Below are 26,022 nucleotides of genomic sequence, written 5' to 3'. Positions count from 1 at the left end.
TTCCCGGCGAGAGAGGCAGGCGGACATGCGCGCCGAGGTGCCCGACCTGCCGCTCGCCACGCTGCGCGGGGTCGGTCAGGTCGATCTGCAGAACAACATCTGGACCTCGGCCTGCTTCGTCGTCGCGCTGCTCGCCGCCGGATGGCGGTTCGCGCTCTTCGGCCTGCTCGGCGCCGCCGTGGGCACGGTCGCCGCCTGGTTCCTCGGCGCGGCGAGGGAGAGCGTCACCACGGGGCTCGAAGGATTCAACGGGACGCTGATCGGCGTCGCGCTGGTGTTGTACTTCGAGGCCCGCTGGATCACGGTGCTGCTGGTCGTCGTCGGCGCGATCATGGGCAGCGTCCTGACGTCGGCGCTCAAGACCCTGCTCGGGCCGCACGACCTGCCGGGGCTCACCGCGCCGTTCTGCGTGGTGGCCACGATCATGGTGGTCGGCGGCCCGTCCTACGAGCGGGTCTGGCGGGGACACACGCTGGCGGTGCCGCCGTCGGCCACCTCCCCGGGGACCACGGTGACCTTCACCGACCTGTGGCAGGGCCTGCTCAACGGCGTCGGCCAGGTCTTCTTCCAGGGCAAGTGGTACGTCGGGCTGATCTTCCTGATCGGCCTGGCGATCGCCGGATGGCGGGTGGCGCTGGCCGCGGTGGCCTCCAGCGCCGCCGGGATCCTGGTGGCCGTCCTGCTCGGCGCGCCCGCCGCCGACATCGGCGCCGGCCTGTACGGCTACAACGCGGTGCTCACCGGCATCGCCCTGTGCGGCACGTTCGTCGCCCCGACCACCCTCGGGCTGCTGTACGCCCTGGCCGGCGTGGTCTCGGCGACGGTGCTGACGGCGTTCGTCGGCCACCTGTTCGAGCCGGTCGGCGGGCACACCCTGACCTGGCCGTTCGTCCTGGTCACCTGGATCTTCCTGGCGGCGGTCCCGGCCTTCTCCGGCGTCCGGCGCGCTTCCACCTAAGGAGAGGCTCATGAACCTCGCACCACGCGAACTGGACAAGCTGCTGATCTACGTGGTCGCCGACCTGGCCGCCAAGCGCCGCGCCCGCGGGCTCAAGCTGAACTACAGCGAGGCGGTGTCGCTGATCAGCGTCGCGGTCCTGGAGGGCGCCCGAGACGGCAGGACCGTGGCCGAGTGCATGGAGCTCGGCAAGCAGGTGCTCGGCGCCGGGGACGTCATGCCCGGGGTGCGCGAAATGCTCAAGCTGATGCAGGTCGAGGCGTCGTTCAAGGACGGCTCCAAGCTCGTTTCCTGCCACGACCCCATCGGCGGCTGACACCGTCTCGACCAGAAAGGAGCGGTTCGACATGACGGACACGGACCGGATCATGTACGGGGACGACCCGATCGAGATCAACGCCGGCCGCGCCTCGGTCACCCTGACCGTGCGCAACACCGGGGACCGGGCCATCCAGGTGGGTTCGCACTTCCATTTCTTCGAGGCGAACCGGGCGCTCAGCTTCGACCGCGAGAAGGCGTACGGCATGCATCTCGACATCCCGGCCGGCACCGCCGTACGCATCGAGCCGGGTGACACCCACCAGGTCAACCTGGTCGAGTTCGCCGGCGGCATGCGCGTCGTCGGCTTCGCGGGCCTGGTGGACGGCGGCCTGCGGGCCAGGGACAGCCGTACGCACGCGCTGCTGCGCCTGGCCGAGCTGGGCTACTCCGACCAGCCCGAGCCCTCGGCCACCGTCCGCGCGCCGGGCGAGGAGAAGCCGGCGAAGAAGGCGCCCGCCAGGAAGGCCGCCGCGAAGAAGCCGGCCGCCAGGAAGAAGAAGGCCTGAACCGATGAGCACGATGAACCGCAAGCAGTACGTGTCCATGTTCGGCCCCACCGTGGGCGACCGGGTGCGACTGGCCGACACCAACCTGGTGATCGAGATCGAGAAGGACCACTCGGCCGGCTACTACGGCGACGAGGCCGTCTACGGCGGCGGCAAGACCGCCCGCGACGGCATGGCGTCCGACCCCGGCTCCCAGAACGCCACGATCGCGCTCGACCTGGTGATCACCAACGCGGTCGTGCTGGACCCGGTGCTCGGCGTCGTGAAGGGCGACATCGGCATCAAGGACGGCCGGATCGTCGGGATCGGCAAGGCGGGCAACCCGCACACCCAGAACGGCGTGGACCGCCGGTTGGTCATCGGCGCCGGGACCGAGGTGCTGGCCGGCGAGAACATGATCGCCACCCCGGGCGCCATCGACCCGCACGTGCACCTGATCGCGCCGCAGCAGGCCCAGAACGCGCTCACCAACGGCATCACGACGCTGATCGGCGGCGGCACCGGCCCCACCGACGGCACCCGCGGCACCACCTGCACGCCCGGCCCGTGGAACATCGGCCGCATGTTGCAGGCCGTCGAGGCGCTGCCGGTCAACATCGGCATCATGGCCAAGGGCAACGGCAGCCTGCCCGCCGCGCTGGCCGAGCAGATCGAGGCCGGGGCGTGCGCGCTGAAGGTGCACGAGGACTGGGGCTCCACCCCGGCGGTGGTGGACTGCGCGCTGCGGGTGGCCGACGAGTACGACGTCCAGGTGGCGCTGCACGCCGACAGCCTCAACGAGGCCGGCTACCTGGAGGACACGATCAGCGCCATCAACGGCCGCGCGATCCACACCTTCCACACCGAGGGCGCCGGCGGCGGACACGCGCCGGACATGATCCGCATCGCCGGCGAGCCGAACGCGCTGCCGTCCTCGACGAACCCGACGCTGCCGTACACGGTCAACTCGGCGGACGAACTGCTGGACATGGTGATGGTCTGCCACCACCTCAACCACGACATCCCCGAGGACGTCTCCTTCGCCGACAGCCGGGTGCGGGTGGAGACCATCGCCGCCGAGACCGTGTTGCAGGACATGGGCGTGATCAGCATGTTCTCCTCCGACTCCCAGGCGATGGGCCGGGTCGGGGAGACCTTCACCCGCGCCTTCCAGACCGCCCACCACTGCAAGGACCAGCGCGGCAGGCTGCCGGAGGACTCCGAGCGCAACGACAACGCCCGGGTGCTGCGCTACCTGGCCAAGCTGACCATCAACCCGGCCCGTACGACCGGCATCGCCGAGACCGTCGGCTCGCTGGAGGACGGCAAGCTGGCCGACATCGTGTTGTGGCCGTTCACCTCGTTCGCCGCCAAGCCCGCCCTCGTGGTCAAGGGCGGCCTGATCAACTGGTCGCAGATGGGCGACCCGAACGCCTCGCTGCCCACGCCGCAACCCGTCTACTACCGGCCGATGTACGGCGCGATGGGGATGGCTCAGCGCAAGAGCAACGTGACGTTCCTGCCGGACGCCGCCAGGGCCGCCGGGGTGCCGGAGCGGCTCGGCCTGCAACGGCTGATCGCCAAGGTGCGCCACACCCGTACGGTGGACAAGCGGCACATGATCCGCAACAACGCGCTGCCGAAGATCACCGTGGACCCGGAGACGTTCAAGGTCACGGTGGACGGCGAGCACGCGACGATCGCGCCGGCGCAGGAGCTGCCGCTGAACCACCTGTTCTTCCTGGCATGAGCCTGCTCGCCCAGCTCCAGCTCACCGACTCGGCCTTCCCTGGCGGCCTCTACACGCTCTCGCACGGGCTGGAGGCGTACGCGCAGGCCGGTCCGGTGGACGTCGCCGCGCTGCTGGAGGACCTGCTGCTGCACGCGGCGGGTCCGGGCGACGCCACCGCGCTGGTGCTGGTCCACCGGGTGGTGACGGCGGGCGACTGGGACGCGGTCGTCGAGGTCGACCGGCGGCTGCACGCCGTCAAGCTCGGCCGGGAGATCCGGGCCGCGGCCACCAGGACCGGCAACCAGGTCCTGCGGACGGCCGCCCTGGTCTTCGCGACGCCGGAGCTGGCACGCCTGTCGGAGCTGGTCGAGGCCAGGACCACCCCGGGCAACCACGCCGTCGTGCTGGGCACGGCCTACGCCGGGCTCGGCGTCCCGGAGGGCGACGCGGTGACCGGCGACCTGTACGCCTTCGCCGCGAGCTGGGTCAGCGCCGCCGTACGGCTGCGCCGGCTGGACTTCCGGCAGGCCCAGGCCACCCTGCACGGCGCGGCCGTCGCGCTCGGGCGGGCCGCCGCGCACGCCCTGGCCGCCCGCGGCCCGCTCGACCTGCACGCCGCCACGCCGCTCGCGGACACGATGAGCGCCGCCCACGAACGCGCCGAGGCCCGGCTGTTCGCCACCTGAGACCTGAAAAAGAGGGCATCCGCATGCACCATCACCACCACCCGCACACCACCGCGAGCGGGCCCACGGGCACCGCCCTGGACCACGTCTTCAAGATCGGCGTCGGCGGCCCGGTCGGGTCCGGCAAGACCGCGCTCATCGAGGCGCTGGTGCCCATCCTGCTCGAACGCGGCCGCGACGTGGCCGTCATCACCAACGACATCTACACCCAGGAGGACGCCGAGCACGTCCGGCGCACCCTGGACGGTGTGCTGGACCCCGCCCGGGTCGTGGGCGTCGAGACCGGCTCCTGCCCGCACACCGCCGTGCGCGACGACCCGACGATGAACCTGGCCGCCGGGGCCGAGATGCTGGAACGTTTCCCCGACATCGACACCCTGCTGTACGAGAGCGGCGGCGACAACCTGACCCTCACCTTCAGCCCCGCCCTGGCCGACGTGTACGTGTTCGTCCTCGACACCGGCGAGGGCGACAAGATGCCGCGCAAGCGGGGGCCCGGCATCACCGACTCCGACCTGCTCGTCATCAACAAGATCGACATCGCCCCGTACGTGCGGGCCGACCTGGAGGACCTGGTGCGCGACGCCGACCGGGTCCGCCAGGGCCGGCCGGTCATCCTGACCGACTCCCTGAAGGGGACCGGCGTGCCCGAGGTGGCCGACTTCGTGCTCAGCGGCAGACCGGCATGCTCGCCGGCCCGGTAGACCGGCTGGCCGCCGGCCACTACACGATCGACTCGATCCCGGCGGACGTGGCCCGGCACGCCGACGTACCCGACATGCTGCCGGTGGGCAGCCCGGGCAAGGTCGGCGTGCTGGAGCTGGCCTTCGAGCGGCGCGGCGGGCGTACCGAGCTGACCGGCCATTACCAGAAGGCGCCGTTGCAGATCATGCGGCCGCACTACTACGACGCGGCCCGGCCCGACCTGCCGTACGTGATCGTGATGTCCACCGGCGGCGGGGTGCTCCAGGCGGACCGCCTCCGCCTCGACCTGACCTGCGGCCCGGGGGCGGCCGTGCACGTGACCACGCAGGCGGCCACCAAGCTCTACCGGATGGAGCAGGACTACGCCACCCAGCTCGTGTCCATCGCCGTGGAGCGGGACGGCTACCTGGAGTACCTGCCGGATCCGGTGATCCCGTTCGCCGGGTCCCGCTTCTACCAGCGGACCCGGGTGAGCGCGGGGCCGGGCGCGACGGTGATCCTCGGCGAGACCGTGATGGCCGGGCGGCTGGCCCGCGGCGAGCGGCACGCCTACACCGCGTTCTGCACCGACCTGGACGTCCACGGCGCCGACGGCGGGCTGCTGTTCGCCGACCCGATCAGGCTCGTGCCGGAGCGGGCGCCGGTCACCGGCCCGGCCATGTTCGGCGGCCACGGCGTGTTGTCCACCCTGTACGTGATCACCTCCGCCGTGCCCGCCGACGAGCTGGCCGGGACGCTGCACGAGACGGCGGTCGGCAGCGGGCTGGCGGGCGGGGCCAGCACCCTGCCCAACGGCGCGGGCGCCTGGGTACGGCTGCTCGGCCCGGAGTCGCCGCCCGTACTCGCCACCCTGGAGCGCCTGTGGGACCTCGCCCGCCGCGCCGCCGCCGGCGCCCCGGCCCCGGACCGCCGCAAACCCTGACCCACCCACCGGTCCTTTCGCCTGCGGAGGCCGTCGCGGGCACGGGCGGGAGGATCCGGCCTACCATGGGCCTATGCCCCGCATCTCGGCCGCCACGATCGGCGAGCATCGTGCCCAGACGCGCGACCGCATCCTTCAGGCCGTCTCGCGCCTGTCCAGGGCCCAGGGCATCGACGCCATCTCCCTGACCGACGTGGCCCACGAGGCCGGCATCACCCGCACGGTCCTCTACAACTACTTCCCCGACAAGGCCGCGCTGCTGCTGGCCTTCACCGAGCGCGTGACCAGCTACTTCATCGAGAGCTACGAGCGGGAGCTGCCCGAGGAGGCCTCGCCCGCCGACCGGCTGCGCGCCTTCGTCCGGCTCCAGCTCGCGGGGCTGCTCGCCCACCCCCACCCGGGCGCGGCCGACCTCGGCGCGGCGCTCGGGCCCGACGCCTACCAGCAGCTCGCCGAGCACGTCGCGCCCATGCAGCGGGTGCTGGTGGAGATCCTCGACAGCGGGGTGGAGTCGGGCGACTTCCAGGTGGCCGAGGTGGGGGCGACGGCCCGGATGGTGCTGGCCGTGATCGGGGCCGAGCGGGTGCCGCTGATCAGCGGCGAGGTCACGCCCGAGCAGGCCGAGGCGGCGGTGTCGGGTTTCGTGTTGCGGGCCCTCGGCTCCCGCCCGTAGGGCGCGAACGCCGGGGTGGCCTCCGGAGGGCGGCGGGGCCGGTGACAAGATTGTCATATGGAGCAGAACGGTCACGTCCAGGTCAAGTCCGCACGAGGGCGATGGATCCTGAGCGCGACCGTGCTCGGGTCGGGGCTGGCCCTGCTCGACAGCACCGTGGTCAACGTCGCGCTGCCCTTCCTGGGCAAGGAGCTGAACGCGGCCATGGACGGCCTGCAGTGGACCGTCAACGCCTACACGCTCACCCTGGCCGGCCTGATCCTGCTGGGCGGCTCGCTGGGTGACCGCTACGGGCGGCGCAAGATCTTCCTCATCGGCACGGTCTGGTTCGCCGTGGCCTCGGCGCTGTGCGGCCTGTCGCCGAACATCGAGTTCCTCATCGGGGCGCGCGCGTTGCAGGGCGTCGGCGGCGCGCTGCTCACGCCGGGGTCGCTGGCCATCATCCAGGCGTCGTTCGTCAAGCAGGACCGGCCGCGGGCCGTCGGGGTGTGGTCCGGGCTCGGGGGCGTGCCCAGCGCGATCGGGCCGCTGCTCGGCGGCTGGCTGGTGCAGACGGCGGGCTGGCGGTGGGCGTTCCTGATCAACCTGCCGTTCGCGCTGATCGTGGTGCTGGTCACGCTGCGGCACGTGCCGGAGAGCCGGGACGAGCAGGCGGCCGGGCGCTTCGACGTGCTCGGCTCGGTGCTGGCCGCGCTGGCGCTGGCCGGGATCACGTACGGGCTGATCGAGAGGGGCGCGCCGGTGCCGCTGATCGCGGGCGCGCTGCTCGGGGTGGCGTTCGTGGTGACCGAGCGGCGCAGGTCGCCCGACGCGCTGGTGCCGGTCGCCATCTTCAGGAACCACGTCTTCACGGCGGTCAACGTCGTCACGCTCATCATGTACGCCGCCATGGGCGTGGTGTTCTTCCTGCTGGTGATCCAGCTCCAGGTGGTGTCCGGGTTCTCGCCCATCGCGGCGGGGCTGTCGATGTTGCCGACCACGATCCTCATGATGTTGTTGTCGTCGAGGGCCGGGGAGACGGCCCGGCGGTTCGGTCCGCGCTGGCCGATGACGCTGGGGATCCTGCTGGCGGGGGCCGGGTTCGTGCTGATGAGCATGATCGGCCCGCACGCCTCCTACCCGCTGCTGGTGCTGCCCGCGGCGGCCGTCTTCGGGCTGGGCCTGTCGGCGGCGGTCGCGCCGCTGACCGCGACGGTGCTGGCCACGGCCGACGAGCGTTACGCCGGCACGGCCAGCGGCGTCAACAACGCCGTGGCGCGCACCGGCAGCCTGCTGGCGGTGGCCGCCGTGCCGCCGCTGGTCGGGCTGGTGGGCGACGCGTTCGAGAACCCGCCGGTGTTCAACGCCGGGTTCCGGTCGGCCATGCTGATCAGCGCCGTGATGATGGCGGTCGCCGCGGCCATCACCTTCTTCACCATCAGGACGAACGTACTGGCCGGAGAGCCCGAAGCCGTCAGTACGTGAACGCCTGGCCGCGCACGCTGTTGTCGAAGTTGGACAGCAGCAGGTCGGGCTCACCCACCGAGCGGATGCCGGGCAGCCTGGTCAGCAGCTCCCTGAACATCGTGCGCATCTCCTGCCTGGCCAGGTTGGCGCCCAGGCAGAAGTGCGGGCCCGGCCCGCCGAACCCGACGTGGGGCTTGGTGTCGCGGGTGATGTCGAACGTGTCGGGGTCGGGGAAGACCGACTCGTCCCGGTTGGCGGAGCCGTAGAAGAGCACGACCTTGTCGCCCTGCTTCAGCTCCAGCCCGCGCAGCGTGCAGTCCTCGGTGACCGTGCGGCGGAACTGCATGATGGGCGAGACGTAGCGGACCATCTCCTCGATCGCGCCGTTGATGTGGGCGTCGAAGTCGGCGGTCAGCAGCTCGCGCTGGGCCGGGTTCTCGGTCAGCAGCCGGATGCCGTGGGCCATGGTGTTGCGGGCGGTCTCGTTGCCCGCGACCAGCAGCAGCGAGAAGAACGAGCCCAGCTCCTTGTCGGTCAGCTTCTCGCCGTCGGGGTTGGCGTTGACCAGGAGCGAGACCAGGTCGCCCTTGGGCTCGGCGACGCGCTCGTGGCCGAGCTTGATGACCATGCGCTGCAGGGCCAGCAGGGCCAGCATGTTCTGGCCGGCCATCTGAACGCTGCGGGCCAGGCTCGGGCGCAGGCCGGTGTAGGCGGTGGAGATGTCGACGTGCTGGTGGACCTTGGCGCGCAGCTCCTGCGGGATGTCGAGCATGTCGCAGATGACGTGGATGGGCAGCCGGGCGGCCACCTGTGCGACGAAGTCACGGGGGCCCTCGGCGACCACGTCGTCGACGATGCGGGCGCAGGCGGCCTCGATGTCGCCCTGGAGGCCCGCCAGCATCTTGGGGCTGAACGAGCGCGTCACGATGCGGCGCAGGCGGGCGTGGCGGGGGTCGTCCATGTTGACCATGGACTCGCCGAACACCTGCTTGACCCAGCCGGGCGGCTCCGGGTTGGTCACGGCGGGCTCGCTGGAGAAGATCTTGGCGTTGCGGCTGGCCTCGACGACGTCCGCGTGGCGGACGAGGGCGTAGAAGCCCTTGCCGGAGCGGAGGAGGGGCACCTTCTTCTCCGGGAAGAACACCGGGTGCTCCAGTTGCCGGAGCCGGGCGAAGGCCTCGTTCCGTTCTTTGAGCGGTTTGCGCCAGAAGTCCAGATCAGCGAGGTCGATGTCCACCCGTCTATCCTGGCACGTTCCCGCCGCCGGGCGGACGGGTCGAAAGTCCCTTCCGAAGCGGATGTGCATCATGCCCTCCTGGCCCGTTCTCGTGGTGTTAAGTCCGGGTTCGACCTGGACGGACATGACTGTCCGTATGAACGCGTTGCTCGCCGCCTGCCTGGTCGTCCCCCTCGTCTCCGGCACCGGACCCGCCGCCGCGCGCGCGTGCGGCGGGCACCCCCTCGACTTCGACGGCGACGGCCGCGCCGACCTCGCCGTCGCCGCCCCGTACGACGACTCCAGGGCCGGCTCGGTCACCGTCATGTACGGATCGGGCCGGACCGTCAAGCTCACCCAGCCCGGCGCGGAACCCGGGGACTCCTTCGGCTCGGCGCTGGCCGTGGGCGACTTCAACGGCGACCGCTGCGCCGATCTGGCGGTCGGCGTGTCGGAGGAGTTCACCGGGGCCCGGGTGCCCGGCGCGGACGGCAACGGCGTCGTGCAGATCTTCGACGGCTCGCCCGGCGGCCTGGTGACGGGGAAGGAGCTGGCTCCGGCCGGGCGCGGCAGCGACCGGTTCGGCGCGGCGCTGGCGGCCGGGGACTTCGACGGCGACGGCGTGGACGAGCTGGCCGTGGGCTCGCCCAGCTATGCCTCGGGCGGGGCGGTCACCGTCTATGGGATGAAGGGGCGGAAGGCGTACCAAATCACTCAGAAGACGCGGTGGGTGCGGCAGGCGGCGAACGTCACCGACCAGTGGGGCGCGGCGCTCGCGGCCGGGGACTTCGACGGCGACGGTAAGGACGAGCTGGCCGTCGGCGCGCCCGCCGACAGCGCGCCCCTGGACGGCCAGGGCTCGGTGACCGTGCTCGACCCGCGCGCCCGCCAGGCACGGCAGCTCACGCAGAGCTCGCCCGGGATCGCCGGCGCCTCGGAGAAGTGGGACGCCTTCGGCGTCGCGCTGGCCGTGGGCGACTTCAACGGCGACGGACGCGACGACCTGGCGATCGGCGTCCCCGGCGAGGGCCTCAGCGAGAACCAGCGGGCCATGGACTACGGCGACGGCACCGTGGACGTCCTGTACGGCTCGCGCGCCGGCCTGCGCACCCACGGGAGCGAGGCGTGGTCGCAACGGTCGCTGAAGGGCGAGCCGCGCTACTACGACCGGTTCGGCGCGGCGCTGGCCGCCGGGGACTTCACCGGCGACGGCAGGGACGAGCTGGCCATCGGGGTGCCCGGCGAGCACGCCGTCCAGGTGCTCCAGGGACGCGCGTCGGGCGGCCTGACCCGGGTGGGGAACCTGCTGATCAAGGGCAAGGGACGCGACTTCGGCGCCTCGCTGGCCGCGCTGCCCGGCTGGGGCGGCCGCTACCGCACGCTGAACGCCGCACGCCCCCTGTACGGGCTCATGGTCGCCGCCCCCGACCAGGGCCTGGTCATGTACGCCCCCGGCGTCCGCGAGTCGGGCCTGCGCCTGGGCCGCCTCCGCGAGCTCTCCAATGGCACCGGCCTGTACGGCTACACCTTCGGCTGACCCCCGCGCCCACACGGCCCGGGGGGCGGGGAGCGGCTACGGGCGGGGCGCGGCCGGGAGGAGAACGCGGAAGACGGCGCCCTTGCCCGGCTCGCCCTCCGCCATGATGATCCCGCCGTGCGCCTCCACCAGCGTCGCCGCGATCGACAACCCCAGCCCGGCCCCGCCCACGCCGCGCGCCGGGTCGGCCCGGTAGAACCGCTCGAACACCCGCTCGGCCACCTCCGGCGGGAACCCCGGCCCCTCGTCGGCCACCTCCACCACGGCCCGCTCGCCGTCCAGCCCCACGCGCACCTCGAACGGCGTCCCGGGCGGCGTGTGGTGCAGCGCGTTGCTCACCAGGTTCCCGAGCACCTGGCCGAGCCGCGACTCGTCGCCGGTGACCGGCACCTCGCCCTCGCCGCCGTCCAGGCGTACCAGCTCGATCCGGCGGTCGGGGGCGAGCGTCTGGGCGTCGATCACGGCGGTCGCGGCCAGGCTGAGCAGGTCCACCTGCCGCCGTGCCAGCTCGCGCCGCTGGTCGAGCCTGGCCAGCAGCAACATGTCCTCCACCAGCAGCCCCATGCGCGCGGCCTGTCCCTCGATGCGGCTCAGCAGCCGTACGGCCTCGGTCAGGTCCTTCTCCGCCCCCAGCCGGAACAGCTCGGCGAACCCCCTGATCGAGGTCAGCGGTGTGCGCAGCTCGTGCGAGGCGTCGGCCATGAACCGGCGCATGACCTCCTCCGAACGCCGCGCCGCCGTCGCCGACTCGCGGGCCGACTCCGCCGCCGCCTCCCGTTCGCGCACCGCCGACTCGATCTGGGCCAGCATGCCGTTGAGCGAACGGCCGAGCTTGCCGACCTCGGTGGTGTTCGCCCACATCGGCACCCGGCGCGACAGGTCGCCGCCCGCGATGTCCTTGGCCGTACGGGCGATCTCGCGCAGCGGGCGCAGGCTCCGCCGGACCAGCCAGTAGCAGGCGACGCCGAGCACGATCAGCGTGCCGCCGCCGGCGAAGGCCACGATCAGGGCCAGCCTGCCCACGGTCCCCTCGACGTCGCCGAGGCTGATGGCGATCATCCGGCTGCCGCCGTCGCGGCCGGGCACGGCGACCACCCGCCAGTTCGGCCCGCCGGGCACGAGCTGCTCGACGGTGAACGGCCGCCCGCCCCGCGCGGCGACGTCCGCGCTGGTCAGCCGGGGCAGCCTGGGCGTGTGCTCCTCGGTGGACTCGCTCATCACCCGTACCGTGGCGCCGCCCGCGTCCACCAGCACCGAGTGGAACAGCCCGAAGAAGCGCTGCGGCTGGTGCCCGGCCGGCCAGGCGTCGGGCGGCGGCGGGAGGTCGCGCGGCGCGCTGGCCGCCAGCAGTTGCCGGTCCACCCGCTCGACCAGGTACCCGCGCAGCAGCCGTACGGCGAACAGGCCGGTCAGCGTGATGGCGAGGGTGACCAGCAGCAGCGTGGCCGAGACCAGGCGCATCCAGAGAGGGGTGCGCGCGAGGTGCTTCCTCATATCCGGGGCGGGCGCAGGATGTAGCCCACTCCGCGCAGCGTGTGCAGGTACTTCCGGTCACCGGTGTCGATCTTGCGGCGCAGGTAGGACACGTACGACTCCACCAGTCCCACGTCGGTGCGCCAGTCGCCGTTCCAGACGTGGTCGAGGATCTGCGTCTTGGACAGCACCCGGCCGACGTTCAGCATGAAGTACCGCAGCAGCCGGAACTCCGTGGGCGACAACCGCACCGGGATGCCGTCGCGCCAGACCTCGTGGCTCTCCTCGTCCAGCTCCAGGTCGGCGATCCGCATCCGGTGGGGCGGCGGCGCGCCCCTGCGGGTCCTGCGCAGCACCGCCCGGATCCGGGCGATGACCTCCTCCAGGCTGAACGGCTTGGTCACGTAGTCCTCGCCGAGCCCGAGGCCCGCGAGTCTGTCCTCCGGCGTGTCCTTGGCCGTCACGAACAACACCGGGACCCGGCGGCCGCGGGACCGCAGCCTTCCCGCGACCGCCAGGCCGTCGAGGTCGGGCAGCATCACGTCGAGCATCACCAGGTCAGGCGTGCTCTCCTCGGCCACCCGAAGTGCCTCCCGCCCGTCGGCGGCGGTCAGCACCTCGAACCCGGCCATCCGCAGGCTGGCCGAGAACAGCTCCCTGATGTTGGGCTCGTCGTCGACCACCAGCAGCCTGGCCTCGGGTTCGTTCATCGCGGGCCCCCTCCCTGCGTCCCCTGCGTGATCGCGGTCGCGGTGACCGAGCCGTCGCCGGACTGCTGCCCGCGTACCACGACCGTGGTGCCGGCGGCCAGGTCGGCCACCTTGCCCGGCTTGGAGATCTGGACCGTGGTCTGGTCGCTGGTGGTCACCGTGACCGTGGAGCCGTCCATGGTCTTGACGTAGACCTTGTCGCCGTCGACCTTCTCGACGGTGCCGACCGTACCGCCGCCCATGCGCTGCCCGGAACCGCCGGGGAGCTGGCCGTTCGTACGTTGGAGCGGCTCGGCGGCGGGCGCGGCCGAGGACGTGCCGAACAGCTTGCCCGCCTGGATCCCGATCAGGACGCCCGCCACCAGCACGACGCCGGCGGCCAGCCCGAGCGTCAGCTTCGAGACGCCCTTGCGCGGCCGGACGGCGAGCTCCTCCCCGAGGTCGTCGGGGAAGGGCGAGGAGTCGAGCCGGTCCATGTCATTCTCCTTACTCATGCCGCAGGGCCTGGATCGGCCGGAGCTTGGCCGCCCTGTTGGCGGGATAACTGCCGAAGAAGAGCCCGATCCCCACCGAGACGCCCAGCGCCAGCGCGACGGACGACGGCACGAGGACCGGCTCGATGCCGGCCACGGTGAACCGGGTGCCGATGAAGGCCACCAGCACCCCCAGCAGCCCGCCGACCAGGCTGAGCACCGTGGCCTCCATCAGGAACTGGCCCAGGATCGCGCCGCGCGGCGCGCCGATCGCCTTGCGGATGCCGATCTCCCGGGTCCGCTCGGTCACGGTGACCAGCATGATGTTGGTGATGCCGATGCCGCCCACCAGCAGCGAGATCGCCGCGACGGCGCCGAGCAGCACGGTGAAGGTGCCGGTCGCCTCGCTGACCGTCTCCTGCAGCGTGGCCTGGTTGAGAATCCGGTAGTCGGGGTTGCCGCCGGTGATGCCGTGCCGCTGGTTGAGGATGGCGCTCACCTCCGACTGCGCCGCCGTGGTGGCCTGCGCGCCGGTGGCCTGCACCACGATCGAGCCGAGCGAGCCGAACCCGCTCAGGCTCTGCTGCACGGCCGGCAGCGGCGCGACGGCCACGTCGTCGGCGTCCTGCATGCCGGTGGAGCCGCTCTCCTTGAGCACCCCCACCACCGTGAACGGCACCCCGGACACGCTGACCTGCCGACCGATCGGATCGACCGTGCCGAACAGCTCCTCCACCACCGTCTGCCCCAGCACCACGACCTTCCGCGCGGCCAGCACGTCGTCGTTGAAGAAGTACGTGCCCTTGGCCACAGGCTTGTTCATGGCCTCGAAGTAGCTGGGGTAGGTGCCGACGAACTGCGCGATCGTGTGGCTGGCGGCGCCGTACGCGGCGGTCGAGGAGGAGGCGTTGACCACCGGCGAGACGGACTTGACCGACGGCGCGAGCGTCCGGTCGGTCAGCGCCTTGGCGTCGGCCAGGCTGAGCTGCCTGGCCTGCGTACGCGGCCCGGTGTTGCCGCCGCCGCCACCGGGTGCGCGCCCGCCGAAGCCGCCTGCGCCGCCCCCGCCCGAGAAGGACGGGGAGACCGTCAGCGTGTTGGCGCCGAGCCGCTGGATGTTCTTCTGGATCCTCTGCGAGGAGCCCTCGCCGACCGCCACCAGCAGGATGACCGCGGCGACGCCGATGAGGATGCCCAGGGTGGTCAGGGCGCTGCGCATCTTGTTGGCCAGCAGGCCGCGCAGCGCGAAGCGGAGGATCTCAAACTGGTTCACTGGCCGCCGCCCTCGGAGGGAGTCCGTCGACCGGCGACTGGCGGCGGTCCTCCACGATCTCGCCGTCCACCAGCCGGATCACCCGTTCGGCGTGCGCGGCGACGTCGTCCTCGTGGGTGATGAGCACGATCGTGCGTCCCGACTCGCTGAGCCGGTCCAGGATCTCCAGCACGTCGCGGGTGGAGGCGGTGTCCAGGTTGCCGGTGGGCTCGTCGGCGAGCAGCAGCGCGGGCGCGGTGACCAGCGCCCTGGCCACGGCCACGCGCTGCTGCTGGCCGCCGGAGAGCTGGTTCGGCTCGTGGTGCACGCGGTCGGTCAGCCCGACCTGCTCCAGCGCGGCCAGGGCGCGCGAGCGCCGCTCGGCCTGGCCGACGCCGCCATACACGAGCGGCAGTTCGACGTTGGCCAGCGCGCTCATGCGCGGGATCAGGTTGAAGGACTGGAACACGAACCCCACCCGGCGGTTGCGCAGGATCGCGAGCTGGTGCTCGTCCAGCCGTCCCACGTCCGCGCCGTCGATCAGGTACGTGCCCGAGCTGGGCACGTCGAGGCAGCCGAGGATGTTCATCAGGGTGGACTTGCCGGAGCCGGAGGCGCCCATGATGGCGACGTAGTCGCCGCGTTCGACGTCCAGGCTGACGCCGCGCAGGGCGCGTACCCTGGCGTCGCCCTCGCCGTACTCCTTGACGAGGTTCCGTACGCGCAGGACCGGGGCGGGGGCCGTCATCGCCCGCCTCCCGGCATGCCGCCACCGCCGGGGAACCCGCCGCCGAACCCGCCGCGCTGGTTGGTGCCGCTCTGCGTGCCGGTCTGCGTGCCGGTCGCCGGGGGGACGAGCTGGTCGCCCTCGGACACGCCCGACTTGATCTCGGTGAGCGCCGTGCCCCGGACGCCGACCTCGACCGTAGTCCTGACCTGGCGGCCGTTCTGGAGCAGCGTGACCATGGCCTGGCCGCCGCTGGTGGAGACCGCGGTGGAGGGGACGGTGACGACGTCGTCCGCCCGGCCGACGACGACCTCGACGGTGGCGGTCTGTCCCAGCCTGACCTGGGCCGGGACCTTCGTGAAGGTGACCGTGACCGGGTACTGGACGACGTTGTTGCTGGTGGAGGCCACCGGCTGGATCTGCGTGACCTTGCCGCTCGCGGTCACGCCGGGCAGGGCGTCGAAGGTCACGGTGGCGGCCTGGCCCTGGTCGAGCTTGCCGACGTCGGACTCGGTGAAGGTGCCCACGAGCTGGAGCCTGCCGGTGTCGGCCAGGTCGACGAAGCCGCCCGTACCGGTGGCGGTGCTCTGGGACTGGCCCTGGGACTGGCCCTGGCTGCCTCCGCCGCCCGGGCCGGAGGCGGTGCCTCCGACGGATCCGTTCACCGCCGTGACCGTGCCCTTGAAAGGCGCCCGCAGGACGGTGGCCGCGACCGTGCGCTGGGCCTCGCGGTAGGCGTTGCGCGCCTTGACGTAGGAGGCGTAGAGCGCGGCCGTGCCGGTGCCGTCGTCGAGCGCGCTCTGGTACGTGGCCTTGGCCGCCGACAGGCTCTCCTGGGCGGCGGAGTCGTCCAGCCTGGCCAGGATGTCGCCCTTGTCGACCTTGTCCCCGGCCTTCACGTAGATCTGCTCGACCGTGCCGCTCGTACCGAACGACAGAGCTCTCGTCTTCGAACTGGCCACCGCGCCCGACGCGGACACCGAGGCGGTCACCGAGCCGCGGCTCGCGTTCACCGTGCGCACGGTCGTCTCGCCGGCCGCCCGGTCCGTGCCGAGCTGGGTATAGGCGAGCACGGCACCGCCCAGCAGGAGCACGCCCAGTGCTCCGTTGGTCATCAGCGCTCTGCGCCTTGTCGACACCTTCACAGCCGGTGACCCTTGCACACCAGCCTGCGCCGCAGCCGTGACGTAGCTGAACGTTCGCTGACAACCTTGGCCCGTACGGGGTCACACAGGTAACTCTCAGGCTGCTCGCAGGCTGCCGCGAACCTGGTCGGCCAGGATGGACGCCCATGAGACCGACTTTCGCGCTGGGCGGGCTCGCCCTCGCCGTGCTCGTCGCCGGGTCGGGCCTGGCGCTGGCACTCCGCGACGACGACCCTCCCGCCGTCCGGGTACGGCTCGCCGCCGCCCAGCGCGGCCAGGTCACGGCCCTGGTCAGCGCCGCCGGCAACACGGTGGACGGGGCCCGGCGGGACCTGGCGTTCGGCTCGTCCGGCCCGCTGACCAAGGTGTACGTCAAGGTCGGGACCAAGGTGGCCAAGGGCCAGGTGCTGGCCAGGATCGACGGGCGTTCGGCACGCGAGGCGTACACAGCCGCCAAGGCCGACCTCGCCGCCGCCCAATCAGCCCTCACCACCGCCACCACGACCACCACGACCACCCCCAGCACCACCGCTGCCACGGGCACCAGCACCGGGACCGCGACCGGGACCCGCAGCGGCGGCACCTCCTCCAGTGGGACCGGCCTGAGCCGTGCGGGTGGCTCCGCCACCTGCCCGCCCGCGACCTCCCCCACCGGCGCCCCTTCTCCGGCCGCCTCCTCCCCCGCGGGCACCCCGGCGGGGAGCCCGGCGGGGAGCCCGGCGGGTAGCCCGGCGGGTAGCCCGGCGACACCCACTGCCACCCCCACCACCACCGCGGCCACCGGCACCACCACCGGCACGGTCCCAGGGCCCGGCAGTCGCGGGTCCACGGGTCAAGGCGTCCTCGGCCCGACCGTCCCCCCTGGCACCGGCACCGACGCGCCTCTCAACGGGCCCGCCACTCCCACCCCTACGCCCACCCCCGGCGGGACCGGCACCCCGACCGCCGCCCCCAGCAGGACCCCCACCTCACCCCCGACTCACCACACCCCCGAGCCCCAGCCCACCGTGACCGTCACCGTGACGGCCACGGTCACCGTGACCGCCACCCCACCCGGCGACGGCAACCCCCCTGGAGGCGGCCACACCTCCTCCCCCGGCACGCCGTCCACCTCCCCTGCCAAGCCGCCCACCACGGCCGAGCCCTCCACCACCCCCACCCCGTCCACCAGCGCCAAGCCCAGCACCAAGCCCACCGCCAAGCCCACTTCCAAGACCCCGGCCAAGCCCCGGACGACGGGCTCCCCCCGCCCCACCCAGGGCACCGGCGCCTGCGCGCCCGCGAAGACCTCCTCCCGCACCCCCACCGCCCCCAAGACCGGCGGGCTCGGCGAGGACCAGGCCGCCGCGAACGTGGACCGCGCCGAAGCCGCCCTGGAGCAGGCCGCCGACGCCGTACGCGCCACCCGTATCGTGGCTCCCACCTCGGGCACCGTCCTGTCGGTGGCGGGCACGGTCGGCGACACCGCCGGCACCGGGACCTTCATCAGCCTCGGCAACCTGAACGAGCTCCAGGTCCAGGCCATGGTCACCGAATCCGACGTGAACCGCCTCAAACTAGGCCAGAAGGCCGGCATCACCCTCGCCACCCGCCCCGGCGAGCGCCACGACGGAACGGTCACCGCCATCGCCCCGACCGCCACCGTCGAGAACCAGCTCGTCCGCTATTCCGTCACCCTGGCCTTCGACGAGCCGCCCAAGGGCCTCATGCTCGGCCAGACCGCCACGGTCTCGGTGACGACCGGCGAGGCCAGGGACACGATCTACATCCCCGCCGCCGCCGTACGCAGCCGCTCCGACGGCGCCCAGGTGGTCACCGTACGCTCCGGCGGGCACGACGCCGCCAAGGTGGTCAGCACCGGCGTCCGCGGCGACCAGTACGTGGAGATCACCTCCGGCCTCGGCGAACGCGACCAGGTCGTCATGTCCGGCACCGCCACCGGCGAGTTCCCCGACGGCACCTGGCCCGGCGCCTGACCCACCGGCCGCCGCCCGCGCCCCCGCCCGTTCCCAGCGGACCCTCAGTCCGTTCCCAGCGAACGTTCAGCCAACGGCGGGCGGGCGGGCGGCGGCGCGGGCGGCGGCCGAGCGGTCGGGGTCGGCCGGGACGGTGATGCGGTGGGCGGTGCGGGCCGGGGCGCCGCGGCGGGAGATGTAGTCGAGCGTCCGGAAGTCCACCGACAGCTCGTCCCTGGTCAGCCGGGCCATCAGGTACCCGCGCCGCTGGTCGATGAAGGAGATGTGCGGGTTCTCCTGGAGGGCCTCGGCGATCCACGTCCGGTCCCGGTACCCGTCGCCGTCGCTCGCGATGGACGACGTCACCAGTTCCCTCGCCACCACCGGCGAGTCCGGGTCGTCGAAGTCGGCCTTGAGGTCGGCCAGGTGGTGCATGTGGGCGTCCCCGGTCAGCACCACCGGGTTCGAGGTGGTGGACAGCGACCCGAGCAGGCGGGTGCGCTCGGCGGCGTAGCCGTCCCAGGAGTCCAGGTTCACCTCGCGGCCCGGCCCGATCTTGTAGTCGCGCTGTGCCATGAGGATCTGCTGGCCCAGCAGGTTCCAGCGGGTGTCCGAGCCGCTCAGTCCCTCCTCCAGCCAGCGCCACTGGCCGGACCCGAGCAGCGTGCGCCGGTCGGACAGCCGTTCGTCGCATCCGGCCCGCACCCCGTCCAGGCACGCCTGGTCGTCGCGGAACTGGCGGGTGTCCAGGAGGTGGAAGCGGGCCAGGGTGCCCCAGGAGATGCGCCGGTTGATACGCAGCACCGCGCCCTGGAGGCTGGCGCGGCGCAGCGGCATGTTCTCGTAGTAGGCGCGGAAGGCGTCGGCGCGGCGCCGGGCGAAGCCGGGTGCGCCGGTGCTGGAGACGGGGCCGGCCCAGTTGTTCTCGATCTCGTGGTCGTCGAAGGCCACCAGCCAGGGCGCGACCGCGTGCGCGGCCTGGAGGTCGTGGTCGCTCTTGTACTGCGCGTGCCGCAGCCGGTAGTCGGCGAGCGTGGCGCACTTGCCCGGCGTGTGCGTACGCACCCGGCCGGCCAGCGCGGTGTAGCCGCTGGGGCCGTACTCGTACATGTAGTCGCCGAGGAAGACCACCAGGTCGGGTTCCTGTTCGGCCAGGCGGCGGTAGGCGGTGTAGTAGCCGTGCTCGTAGTGGGCGCAGGCGGCCACGGCGAAGGTGAGCGGCCGCTCCCCCGCCGGCGTCGTCCTGGTACGCGCGACGGGCGAGAGCCTGCCCTCGCTCCTGAACCGGTAGAAGTAGTCGCGGCCGGGCTCCAGCCCGTTCAGCTCGACGTGCACGCTGTGGGCGTCCCGCGACCGGGTGGTGGCGGTGCCGGACCGTACGACCGAGGAGAAACGTTCGTCGGTGGCGACCTGCCAGTCGACCTCGACGTCGCGCGCGGGCATGCGGCCGCGGCCGTCGCCGCTGAGCGGTTCGACGGCCAGCCGGGTCCACAGGACGAACCCGTCGGCGGCGGGGTCGCCGGAGGCCACGCCGAGCGTGAACGGGTCGGATCTGAGAGTCCGGGCCGCGGCGGGCCGGACGGCGGACAGGATGGTAGCGGACGAAGTGATGGCGGACGGGGTGGCGGCTTGGGGCGCGAGGAGGCCGGCTGCCGCCGCTGTCAGGAACGTTCTGCGGTCCACGCTCCAGGTATGTCCGCCCGCGCTGACCCCGTCGTGACAGTGGAGTCAAGCGTGGGTGAACAGCGGCGGTCGTCCCGGCGGGAGGTCAGCGGGGCAGCTCGCGCAGGGACTTGCGGAGGGCGGCCGCGGTGGTGAAGAGCACGCCGGTCATGCCCGCGCGCTCGGCGCCCTCGACGTTCTCGGCGCGGTCGTCGATGAAGACGATCTCGGACGGGTCGGCGGCCAGCTCGCGGGCGACCGCGTCGAAGATCTCCCGGTCGGGTTTGACCAGGCCCATCCGGCCGCTGTAGAAGCGGTGGCCGATCGCGGCGATCCAGGGCAGCTCGTCGAGGCCGTCGGCCATGCAGACGGGCATGTTGGACAGCAGCGCCGCACCGTCGCCGGCGTCGAGGATCTCACCGAGGACGGCGACCGTGCCCTCGTCGGGGTAGGCCCAGCTCGCGACGTCCATCGCCACGAGGCGAGCGACCTCCGACGGGGTGACGGGCCGGCCCAGCACGGCCGCCCAGTAGTCGACGGGTGACAGGCTCGCCCGGTCGAACTCCAGGCGATGTTCCCAGTAGCCGCGCGCGAACGTCTCCGGCTCGGCACCGACGGCCCGCGCCATGGCCTCGGCGTCGGACTCGGACTGAGGCAGGGACAGGACACCGCCGTAGTCGAACACAATCCACGTCATGCAAGGAATGGTCGCAGATGCGGGTCGAGCGCCGGGCAGCCTAGGTATTTCTCGGCCGTGTGGAAGTCGATCCAGTCGAGGTTGACCAGCTCCTCGACGTCCACGCCGGTGAAGCTGGCGCGCAGGGCGGGCGGGATGGCGGCGATGTCGTCCTTGTCGGCGATGTTCACCCAGCGGGCGACGTTCTTCGGACGCTCGCCGCGGCCGTTGACGGGGGCGGGCAGGAGGCGTTCGAAGACGACGTTGCGCATGCCGAGCGGGCTGCCGAGCGTCAGGAGCAGGTCGACGGGCAGGTCGGGGTTGGCCCACAGGGTCTCGTACGCGACGACGCTGCCGAGCGAGTGGGCGATCACCACCCGGGGGCGGTTCCTGCGGATCGTGTCGGCCACGGCCCGCCGGCACCTCTCGCGCCGTTCCTGGTCGGTGAGGTAGAGCGCCACCTCCGGCGCGAACAGCTTGGCGAACGCCGCGGACCTGCCGTCGAGCTTGCCGAGCAGCCATCCGGTGAACGACTTGAGCGCGCCGGTGACGTGCTCGCCGAGGCCGAGGTTCCTGGCCCATTCGACGAGGACCTGCTGCGTGGCGGCCTCCACCCGGGCCGCCGCCTGGGGCGCGCTCTCCCCCGGCCGGGCGTCGCGCAGGTGGTGGGAGAAGTAGGCGATCTCGCTGAAGTAGGCCGCCGCCTCGCCGCCGAGCGCGGCGCCCAGGTAGCGGTCCCATTTGAGGCGCATGGCGTCGGCGGCCCCGGTGGCCGATCCCCCGGCCTCCAGGTAGTAGTTGTACTTGCCGATCCCGTGCACGCCGACGATGGCCGTCACTGCGCCTCCCCCACCCCTGACCGCTTGATCTTCCGCGGATATTGGAATACGCCGCTCGTCCCCGGCCGTCAAGAGCAGGCCCGGGTTTAGTCTTGCCTAAAGGTTTAGGTAGAGCTAAAGTAGGAGCACAGGGAACGACAGCGTCGAGAGCGAGACCGAGATGGCCTTTCGCCGGAACCCCCGTGAAGAGGTGGGCGGTCTCGCCCAAGAGGTCGTCGACGAGATCACGTGGTACATGCGGGAGCACAAGATCACCCGGGCCGACCTGGCCACGTCGCTGGGCGTGTCGCCCGGCCGGGTGAGCCAGATACTCTCCGGCGACGAGAACCTCACGTTGCGCACGCTCGGCGAGGCGCTGGTCGCGCTGGGGGCCCGCCTGGCGTTCACGCTCGGCGACGCCGAGGGATCTGCCTCCGCCCTCACCTGACGCCGGAGGATCCTCCGCCCTCGCCCGAGGCGGGTCAGCGCGCCCGGATGGCACGTTCGCCGGCACGGGCCCGCGAGGGCGGCACGTACCCGGGCAGCGAGCGGTAACCGGCCCGGTAGGCCGCGGCCAGCAGGCGCAGGACGTCGTTCTCGGCGTCGTGCCGCAGCACTCCGTGCAGGCGGTTGAGGTTGCCGAGGTAGCGCTCGTACCTCGGGGTCCTGGTGTGGCGTGAGAGGGTGAGGGCCGTGGCCACCAGCGAGCGGGCGGCGCCGTCCTCGATCAGCGCCGCCACGTCCAGCCTGCGTTCGACGGCGTCCAGCCGGGCGTGCACGCGCTCGCGCCGCCGGTCGTCGGCGGACAGGCGGTCGCGGATGCGCTCGTGGTAGCGGGCCGCGGCCAGGCTCAGCTCGTAGACGTTCCAGGACGGGTCCACCCGTTTCTCGCACCAGACGCGCTCGTCCTCGGCCATCGCCTGGTCGAGCCGGGTCAGCAGAGACACCAGCCAGAACGTGGCCACCTCCCGGCCCAGCGAGCGGCGTTCGTCCTGCTTGGCCCGCATCTGGCTGAGCCACAGGCCGCTCGGCGCGACCGCGCCCAGGACGGTGGCCAGGGCGTCGTCCAGCAGGGCGTGGCCGGCCAGCGCGACGCCGGCGGACAGGCCCCCGGTGAGCAGGCTGACGGTGAGCGCGAGCCGCCATCCCGCGGGTCCGAAGGGCCGCCCCCTGCCCTGGCACCTCAGCAGCAGGAAGACGACGGCGGAGATCACGGCGAGTCCTACGGTGAGCGCCGCCTGCGCGACCCACTTCGGGTCCATGGAATGTGCCCCTCCCGCGGAATGTTCTTCTCCATATTCGCAGTGAGGGCAGACATTGAAAATGCCGTTGCGAACGGCATATGTCGCTCATATACGGTGACATTCATATAAACAAGCCGCAATCAGGAAACAGGAGCCTCACCCATGACTGGCCCGCTGGTCGTCAACGACTCGATCGTCATCCCCGACGCCGAGCTGGGCTGGCGGTTCTCCCGCTCCTCAGGTCCGGGCGGCCAGGGTGTCAACACCACCGACAGCCGTGTAGAGCTGATCTTCGACGTCGCCGCGAGCACCGCGATCCCGCCCGCGCTCAAGGCCCGAGCGCTCGACCGCCTCGGCACCACCACGATCACCGTCGTGGCCTCGGAGTACCGCTCCCAGCTGCGCAACAGGGAGGCCGCCGGTAACCGGCTGGCCCAGCGCATCAGGGAGGCCGTCGCGCCGCCGCCCAAGCACCGCCGTCCGACCAAGCCGAGCCGCGGCTCCGTCGAACGCCGCATCGCGGGCAAGAAGCTCCGCTCCGACGTCAAGCGCCTGCGCCGCGACCCTCACTGAACCCGCCCAGGGCCCGGGCCGCGTCGTTCACAGGGAGAACGCCGGCTCCATGGCCCCGGCCGGGCAGAGCTGCCCGATCACGGCCCGTACCTGGTCGCGCAGCTCGGCATCGATGAGCCGGCCGTGGTCGTCGAAGTGCGGGCAGGCCGGCGAGATGACCAGCTCGGCGCCCATCACGACCACGTCGGCGCCCTGGAGCTGCTTGTAGAGCTCCGCCTGCGCCCACATCGCGCCGCACGCCCGCGCGCTCGCGCTCATCACCGCAACATGCTTCCCGGCCAGTACGTCACCGGCCGACAACCACTGCAGCGCGTACGTCAGCTCCATCGGCAGCAGGCTGTGCTCGGGCGCCGTCAGCAACACCGCGTCGGCCCCGGAGACCAGTCCGAGCAGTTCCCTGGCCGTCACCGGCACCTTGCCCGCCTGGTACGGCGGGACATCCCCCAGCCCCGCCCAGATCTCGAACCGTACGCCCTCCGGCAGTTCGCCGCCCGCTGCGTCCAGCAATCGGTTGATGAATGACCCCACGTGGAGACTGGCGGCGATCCCGATGATTTTCACCCACTGCTCCCCAGGCGTTCCGGTGTCACCTGGAAACGTGCCCGATGCCTCGGATGTCCAAGACCAGCTCCGAGTCAAGAGCCGTCCTGACTTCGCCTCAGTCCCGGTGGCGGTCCTGGTCACGGGGGCGGCGGAAGATCAGTGCGAGCACCCGCAGCACCATGATCGAGGCGATCACCAGCAGGTTGTAGCCGAGGAGCTGGTACAGGCTCGTGGTGCCGACCACGATCGGCCCGCCCTCGATGCCGAGCAGCAGCACGGCCATGAGCCCGGCCGTGGCGCCGAGCACCGTGAGCAGCACCTGGTGGACCAGCCCGGTGACGTAGCGGCGGTCGCGGTCGTCGGCCAGCAGCCGCACGTTCAGGCTGAACCTGCCGTGCTCGGCGGCGCTGGCGATGCGCTCGACCCGGCGGGGCAGGCGGCGCAACATCGGCAGCAGCGCGGCCAGCTCCTGGCCGACGGCCTCCTTGACGGACTCGGGCCCGGCCCGCTCGGCCAGGTAGCGGCCGGCGAACGCGCGGGCCTCGCCGATCAGGTTGAAGCCCGGCGACAGGCGTACCAGCGTGCCCTCCAGGGTGGCAAGGGCCCGGAAGACGGCGGCCACCTCGGGCGGGATGGAGAGCCCGTACTCGGAGACGATCTTGAACAGGTCGGTGAACATCTGCACGCTGTCCATGCCGGGCCCGAGGTGCCTGGCCATGAACTGGCCGAGCGCCCGCTCCAGCGCGGCCTCGTCGATCTCCTCCGGCCGCGGCACCACCTCCAGCAGCGCGTCGGTGACGCCGAGCGGGTCCTGCCGGTTCATCGCGAGCAGGAAGCGTTGCAGGGCCGAGCGTACGGAGCCGTCCAGGCGTCCGACGGAGCCGAAGTCGAGCAGGCCGAGCGTGCCGTCGTCGAGCAGCATGAGGTTGCCCGGATGGGGGTCGGCGTGGAAGACGCCCTCGACGAGGATCTGCCGCAGCAGGCAGTCGAGCAGGTCGCGGGCAAGAGCCGGGCCCTGCTCGGGGGTGGCCGCGGTGACCGGCCCGCCCGACAGGCGCCGCATGACCAGCACCTGCTCGGAGCAGAGCGCGGGGAACGGCTCGGGGTAGGTGACCCCGCCGCTGCCCGAGGCGGCCACGGCGGCCATGTTGGCGGCCTCGACCCGGAAGTCCAGCTCCTCGCGGATGGCGGTGGCGAACCCCTCGGCCAGGTCGCGCAGCCCCAGCGCACGCCCCCACCGGGTCCTGGACTCCAGCGTGGCGGCCAGGCGGCGGACGATGTCGAGGTCCTGGGCCACGACGCGCTCGATGTCCGGCCGGCGCACCTTGACCACGACGTTCTCGCCGGTGTGCAGGCGGGCCGTGTGGGCCTGGCCGATGGAGGCGGCGGCCAGCGGCGTACGGTCGAAGGCGGCGAACACCTCCTCGACCGGCCCGCCCAGCCCGGCGGCGAGCACCGGCTCGACGCGCTCCCACGGCGCGGGGGCGACATGGTCCTGCAGCCGGCCCAGCTCGTCGATGAACTCGACCGGCAGCAGGTCACGCCGGGTGGACAACACCTGGCCGAGCTTGACGAAGGTGACGCCGCCGTCGTCGAGCGCCTCGCGCAGCGACCGGGCCAGGCGCACCTTGCCCGACCTGTCCTCCAGGCTCTCGCCGCGGCCCCGCAGGTAGGGGCCGAGCCCGTGCCTGAACGCGATCCTGGTGATCTGCGAGTAGCGCCTGGCCCGGCGGAGCCGGCCGCGCAGCGAGCGCAGCACCTCCAGCGGCCCTGGCACCGAGCCCGGCGGCACCAGCGCCTCGGCGAGCACCAGGATCACCATGGGGATGAGCACCATGCACATGGCGATCAGGAGCAGCAACCCGAGCGCGCCCGCGTCGGGTGTGGTCTCCGGATCGACCGGCCCGAACGAGGCGATCACCGGCGTCAGCATCGGCTGGGCCAGGCCCCAGGCCACCATCGCGGCCAGGAAGGTGCGTAACGCGCCGAACCTGACCCCGAGCAGGCGTTGGGCCGCCGTCGCCAGCAGCAGGATCATCACCAGGATGGCGAGCGAGACGAACAGCGTGCCCAGGAACTCCATGAGGAGG

25 protein-coding genes and 1 pseudogene are annotated in these 26,022 nt (G+C 72.3%); 13 read left to right on the top strand and 13 right to left on the bottom strand.

What is annotated here, in order from left to right:
* Positions 1–25 precede the first annotated feature (25 nt).
* The 9 genes and pseudogenes from DMB42_RS30220 to DMB42_RS30180 all read left to right on the top strand — a co-directional run bounded on the left by DMB42_RS30220 (position 26) and on the right by DMB42_RS30180 (position 7,946).
* Positions 26–958, top strand: coding sequence for an urea transporter (locus DMB42_RS30220; protein ID WP_125638959.1), 933 nt, complete (start codon positions 26–28; stop codon positions 956–958).
* 10 nt (positions 959–968) lie between these two features.
* Complete coding sequence (locus DMB42_RS30215; protein ID WP_125638956.1) at positions 969–1,274, top strand: urease subunit gamma; 306 nt, start codon at positions 969–971, stop codon at positions 1,272–1,274.
* Positions 1,275–1,305: 31 nt separating this feature from the next.
* Positions 1,306–1,611, top strand: a pseudogene (locus DMB42_RS56410) (urease subunit beta); the annotation flags it as partial.
* Between the two features lie 178 nt (positions 1,612–1,789).
* The gene (gene ureC, locus DMB42_RS30205; protein WP_125638949.1) at positions 1,790–3,514 is read left to right on the top strand and encodes an urease subunit alpha; all 1,725 of its coding nucleotides are present in this window, start codon (positions 1,790–1,792) and stop codon (positions 3,512–3,514) included.
* A complete protein-coding gene (locus DMB42_RS30200; RefSeq protein WP_125638946.1) occupies positions 3,511–4,182 on the top strand; it encodes an urease accessory protein UreF in 672 nt (223 codons plus the stop codon). Before ureC ends, DMB42_RS30200 begins: the two co-directional genes overlap by 4 nt.
* A gap of 23 nt (positions 4,183–4,205) precedes the next feature.
* Positions 4,206–4,886, top strand: a complete 681-nt coding sequence (gene ureG / locus DMB42_RS30195) for an urease accessory protein UreG (protein WP_185844932.1) — start codon at positions 4,206–4,208, stop codon at positions 4,884–4,886.
* Positions 4,868–5,809, top strand: coding sequence for an urease accessory protein UreD (locus DMB42_RS30190; RefSeq protein WP_125638943.1), 942 nt, complete (start codon positions 4,868–4,870; stop codon positions 5,807–5,809). Before ureG ends, DMB42_RS30190 begins: the two co-directional genes overlap by 19 nt.
* A gap of 73 nt (positions 5,810–5,882) precedes the next feature.
* Complete coding sequence (locus DMB42_RS30185; RefSeq protein WP_125638940.1) at positions 5,883–6,482, top strand: TetR/AcrR family transcriptional regulator; 600 nt, start codon at positions 5,883–5,885, stop codon at positions 6,480–6,482.
* Positions 6,483–6,539: 57 nt separating this feature from the next.
* Positions 6,540–7,946 (top strand): MFS transporter, encoded by a 1,407-nt coding sequence (locus DMB42_RS30180; protein ID WP_125638937.1) that lies wholly within the window; start codon positions 6,540–6,542, stop codon positions 7,944–7,946.
* Here the strand turns inward: DMB42_RS30180 and DMB42_RS30175 are convergent.
* A complete protein-coding gene (locus DMB42_RS30175) occupies positions 7,936–9,165 on the bottom strand; it encodes a cytochrome P450 (protein WP_125638934.1) in 1,230 nt (409 codons plus the stop codon). The two genes, DMB42_RS30180 and DMB42_RS30175, sit on opposite strands and share 11 nt — an antisense overlap.
* Positions 9,166–9,301: 136 nt before the next feature.
* On the opposite strand from DMB42_RS30175, the gene DMB42_RS30170 reads away from it, so the two are divergent.
* Positions 9,302–10,681 carry an FG-GAP and VCBS repeat-containing protein gene (locus tag DMB42_RS30170; protein ID WP_125638931.1) on the top strand — a complete coding sequence of 460 codons (1,380 nt, stop codon included), beginning with the start codon at positions 9,302–9,304 and terminating at the stop codon, positions 10,679–10,681.
* A gap of 36 nt (positions 10,682–10,717) precedes the next feature.
* On the opposite strand, the gene DMB42_RS30165 is transcribed toward DMB42_RS30170, so the two are convergent.
* From DMB42_RS30165 to DMB42_RS30140, 6 genes are read right to left on the bottom strand one after another with little or no spacing between them, the layout of a single operon-like run.
* Entirely contained in the window at positions 10,718–12,142 is a 1,425-nt protein-coding gene (locus DMB42_RS30165) for a cell wall metabolism sensor histidine kinase WalK (RefSeq protein ID WP_125638928.1), read from the bottom strand.
* 29 nt (positions 12,143–12,171) lie between these two features.
* Positions 12,172–12,864: a response regulator transcription factor gene (locus DMB42_RS30160; RefSeq protein WP_125638925.1), complete on the bottom strand. Its 693-nt coding sequence runs from the start codon at positions 12,862–12,864 to the stop codon at positions 12,172–12,174.
* Positions 12,861–13,340, bottom strand: coding sequence for a DUF5666 domain-containing protein (locus tag DMB42_RS30155; protein ID WP_125638922.1), 480 nt, complete (start codon positions 13,338–13,340; stop codon positions 12,861–12,863). Before DMB42_RS30155 ends, DMB42_RS30160 begins: the two co-directional genes overlap by 4 nt.
* Before the next feature lie 10 nt (positions 13,341–13,350).
* Positions 13,351–14,610 (bottom strand): ABC transporter permease, encoded by a 1,260-nt coding sequence (locus DMB42_RS30150; RefSeq protein WP_125638919.1) that lies wholly within the window; start codon positions 14,608–14,610, stop codon positions 13,351–13,353.
* On the bottom strand, positions 14,597–15,337 hold the full coding sequence (locus tag DMB42_RS30145) for an ABC transporter ATP-binding protein (protein WP_125638916.1): 741 nt from the start codon (positions 15,335–15,337) through the stop codon (positions 14,597–14,599). Before DMB42_RS30145 ends, DMB42_RS30150 begins: the two co-directional genes overlap by 14 nt.
* Positions 15,334–16,431: an efflux RND transporter periplasmic adaptor subunit gene (locus DMB42_RS30140; protein ID WP_125638913.1), complete on the bottom strand. Its 1,098-nt coding sequence runs from the start codon at positions 16,429–16,431 to the stop codon at positions 15,334–15,336. The genes DMB42_RS30145 and DMB42_RS30140 overlap by 4 nt, the downstream gene beginning before the upstream one ends.
* A 176-nt stretch (positions 16,432–16,607) precedes the next feature.
* On the opposite strand from DMB42_RS30140, the gene DMB42_RS56060 reads away from it, so the two are divergent.
* A complete protein-coding gene (locus tag DMB42_RS56060; protein WP_125638910.1) occupies positions 16,608–18,437 on the top strand; it encodes an efflux RND transporter periplasmic adaptor subunit in 1,830 nt (609 codons plus the stop codon).
* Positions 18,438–18,503: 66 nt separating this feature from the next.
* Here the strand turns inward: DMB42_RS56060 and DMB42_RS30130 are convergent, their stop codons facing one another.
* The 3 genes from DMB42_RS30130 to DMB42_RS30120 form a co-directional block, all read right to left on the bottom strand.
* Complete coding sequence (locus DMB42_RS30130; RefSeq protein WP_125638907.1) at positions 18,504–20,099, bottom strand: alkaline phosphatase; 1,596 nt, start codon at positions 20,097–20,099, stop codon at positions 18,504–18,506.
* Positions 20,100–20,184: 85 nt separating this feature from the next.
* Positions 20,185–20,775: an HAD family phosphatase gene (locus tag DMB42_RS30125; protein ID WP_125638904.1), complete on the bottom strand. Its 591-nt coding sequence runs from the start codon at positions 20,773–20,775 to the stop codon at positions 20,185–20,187.
* Positions 20,772–21,593, bottom strand: coding sequence for a hypothetical protein (locus DMB42_RS30120; RefSeq protein WP_125638901.1), 822 nt, complete (start codon positions 21,591–21,593; stop codon positions 20,772–20,774). The genes DMB42_RS30125 and DMB42_RS30120 overlap by 4 nt, the downstream gene beginning before the upstream one ends.
* 160 nt (positions 21,594–21,753) lie before the next feature.
* Here DMB42_RS30120 and DMB42_RS30115 point away from each other — a divergent pair, with 160 nt between their 5' ends.
* Positions 21,754–22,020: a helix-turn-helix transcriptional regulator gene (locus DMB42_RS30115; RefSeq protein ID WP_125638898.1), complete on the top strand. Its 267-nt coding sequence runs from the start codon at positions 21,754–21,756 to the stop codon at positions 22,018–22,020.
* A gap of 34 nt (positions 22,021–22,054) precedes the next feature.
* Here DMB42_RS30115 and DMB42_RS30110 read toward each other — a convergent pair whose 3' ends face one another.
* Positions 22,055–22,834: a hypothetical protein gene (locus DMB42_RS30110; RefSeq protein WP_125638895.1), complete on the bottom strand. Its 780-nt coding sequence runs from the start codon at positions 22,832–22,834 to the stop codon at positions 22,055–22,057.
* A 144-nt stretch (positions 22,835–22,978) separates the two neighbouring features.
* Between DMB42_RS30110 and arfB the strand changes: the two genes are divergently transcribed.
* Complete coding sequence (gene arfB / locus DMB42_RS30105; RefSeq protein WP_125638892.1) at positions 22,979–23,389, top strand: alternative ribosome rescue aminoacyl-tRNA hydrolase ArfB; 411 nt, start codon at positions 22,979–22,981, stop codon at positions 23,387–23,389.
* A 27-nt stretch (positions 23,390–23,416) separates the two neighbouring features.
* Here arfB and DMB42_RS30100 read toward each other — a convergent pair whose 3' ends face one another.
* Complete coding sequence (locus tag DMB42_RS30100; RefSeq protein ID WP_185844930.1) at positions 23,417–23,950, bottom strand: NADPH-dependent FMN reductase; 534 nt, start codon at positions 23,948–23,950, stop codon at positions 23,417–23,419.
* 97 nt (positions 23,951–24,047) lie between these two features.
* The gene (locus DMB42_RS30095) at positions 24,048–26,015 is read right to left on the bottom strand and encodes an AarF/ABC1/UbiB kinase family protein (RefSeq protein ID WP_125638886.1); all 1,968 of its coding nucleotides are present in this window, start codon (positions 26,013–26,015) and stop codon (positions 24,048–24,050) included.
* Between the last annotated feature and the right edge of the window lie 7 nt (positions 26,016–26,022).

The sequence above is a fragment of the Nonomuraea sp. WAC 01424 genome (assembly GCF_003947315.1).
Classification (GTDB): Bacteria; Actinomycetota; Actinomycetes; order Streptosporangiales; family Streptosporangiaceae; genus Nonomuraea; species Nonomuraea spiralis.
This window is presented reverse-complemented; position numbering and strand designations above follow the sequence as displayed.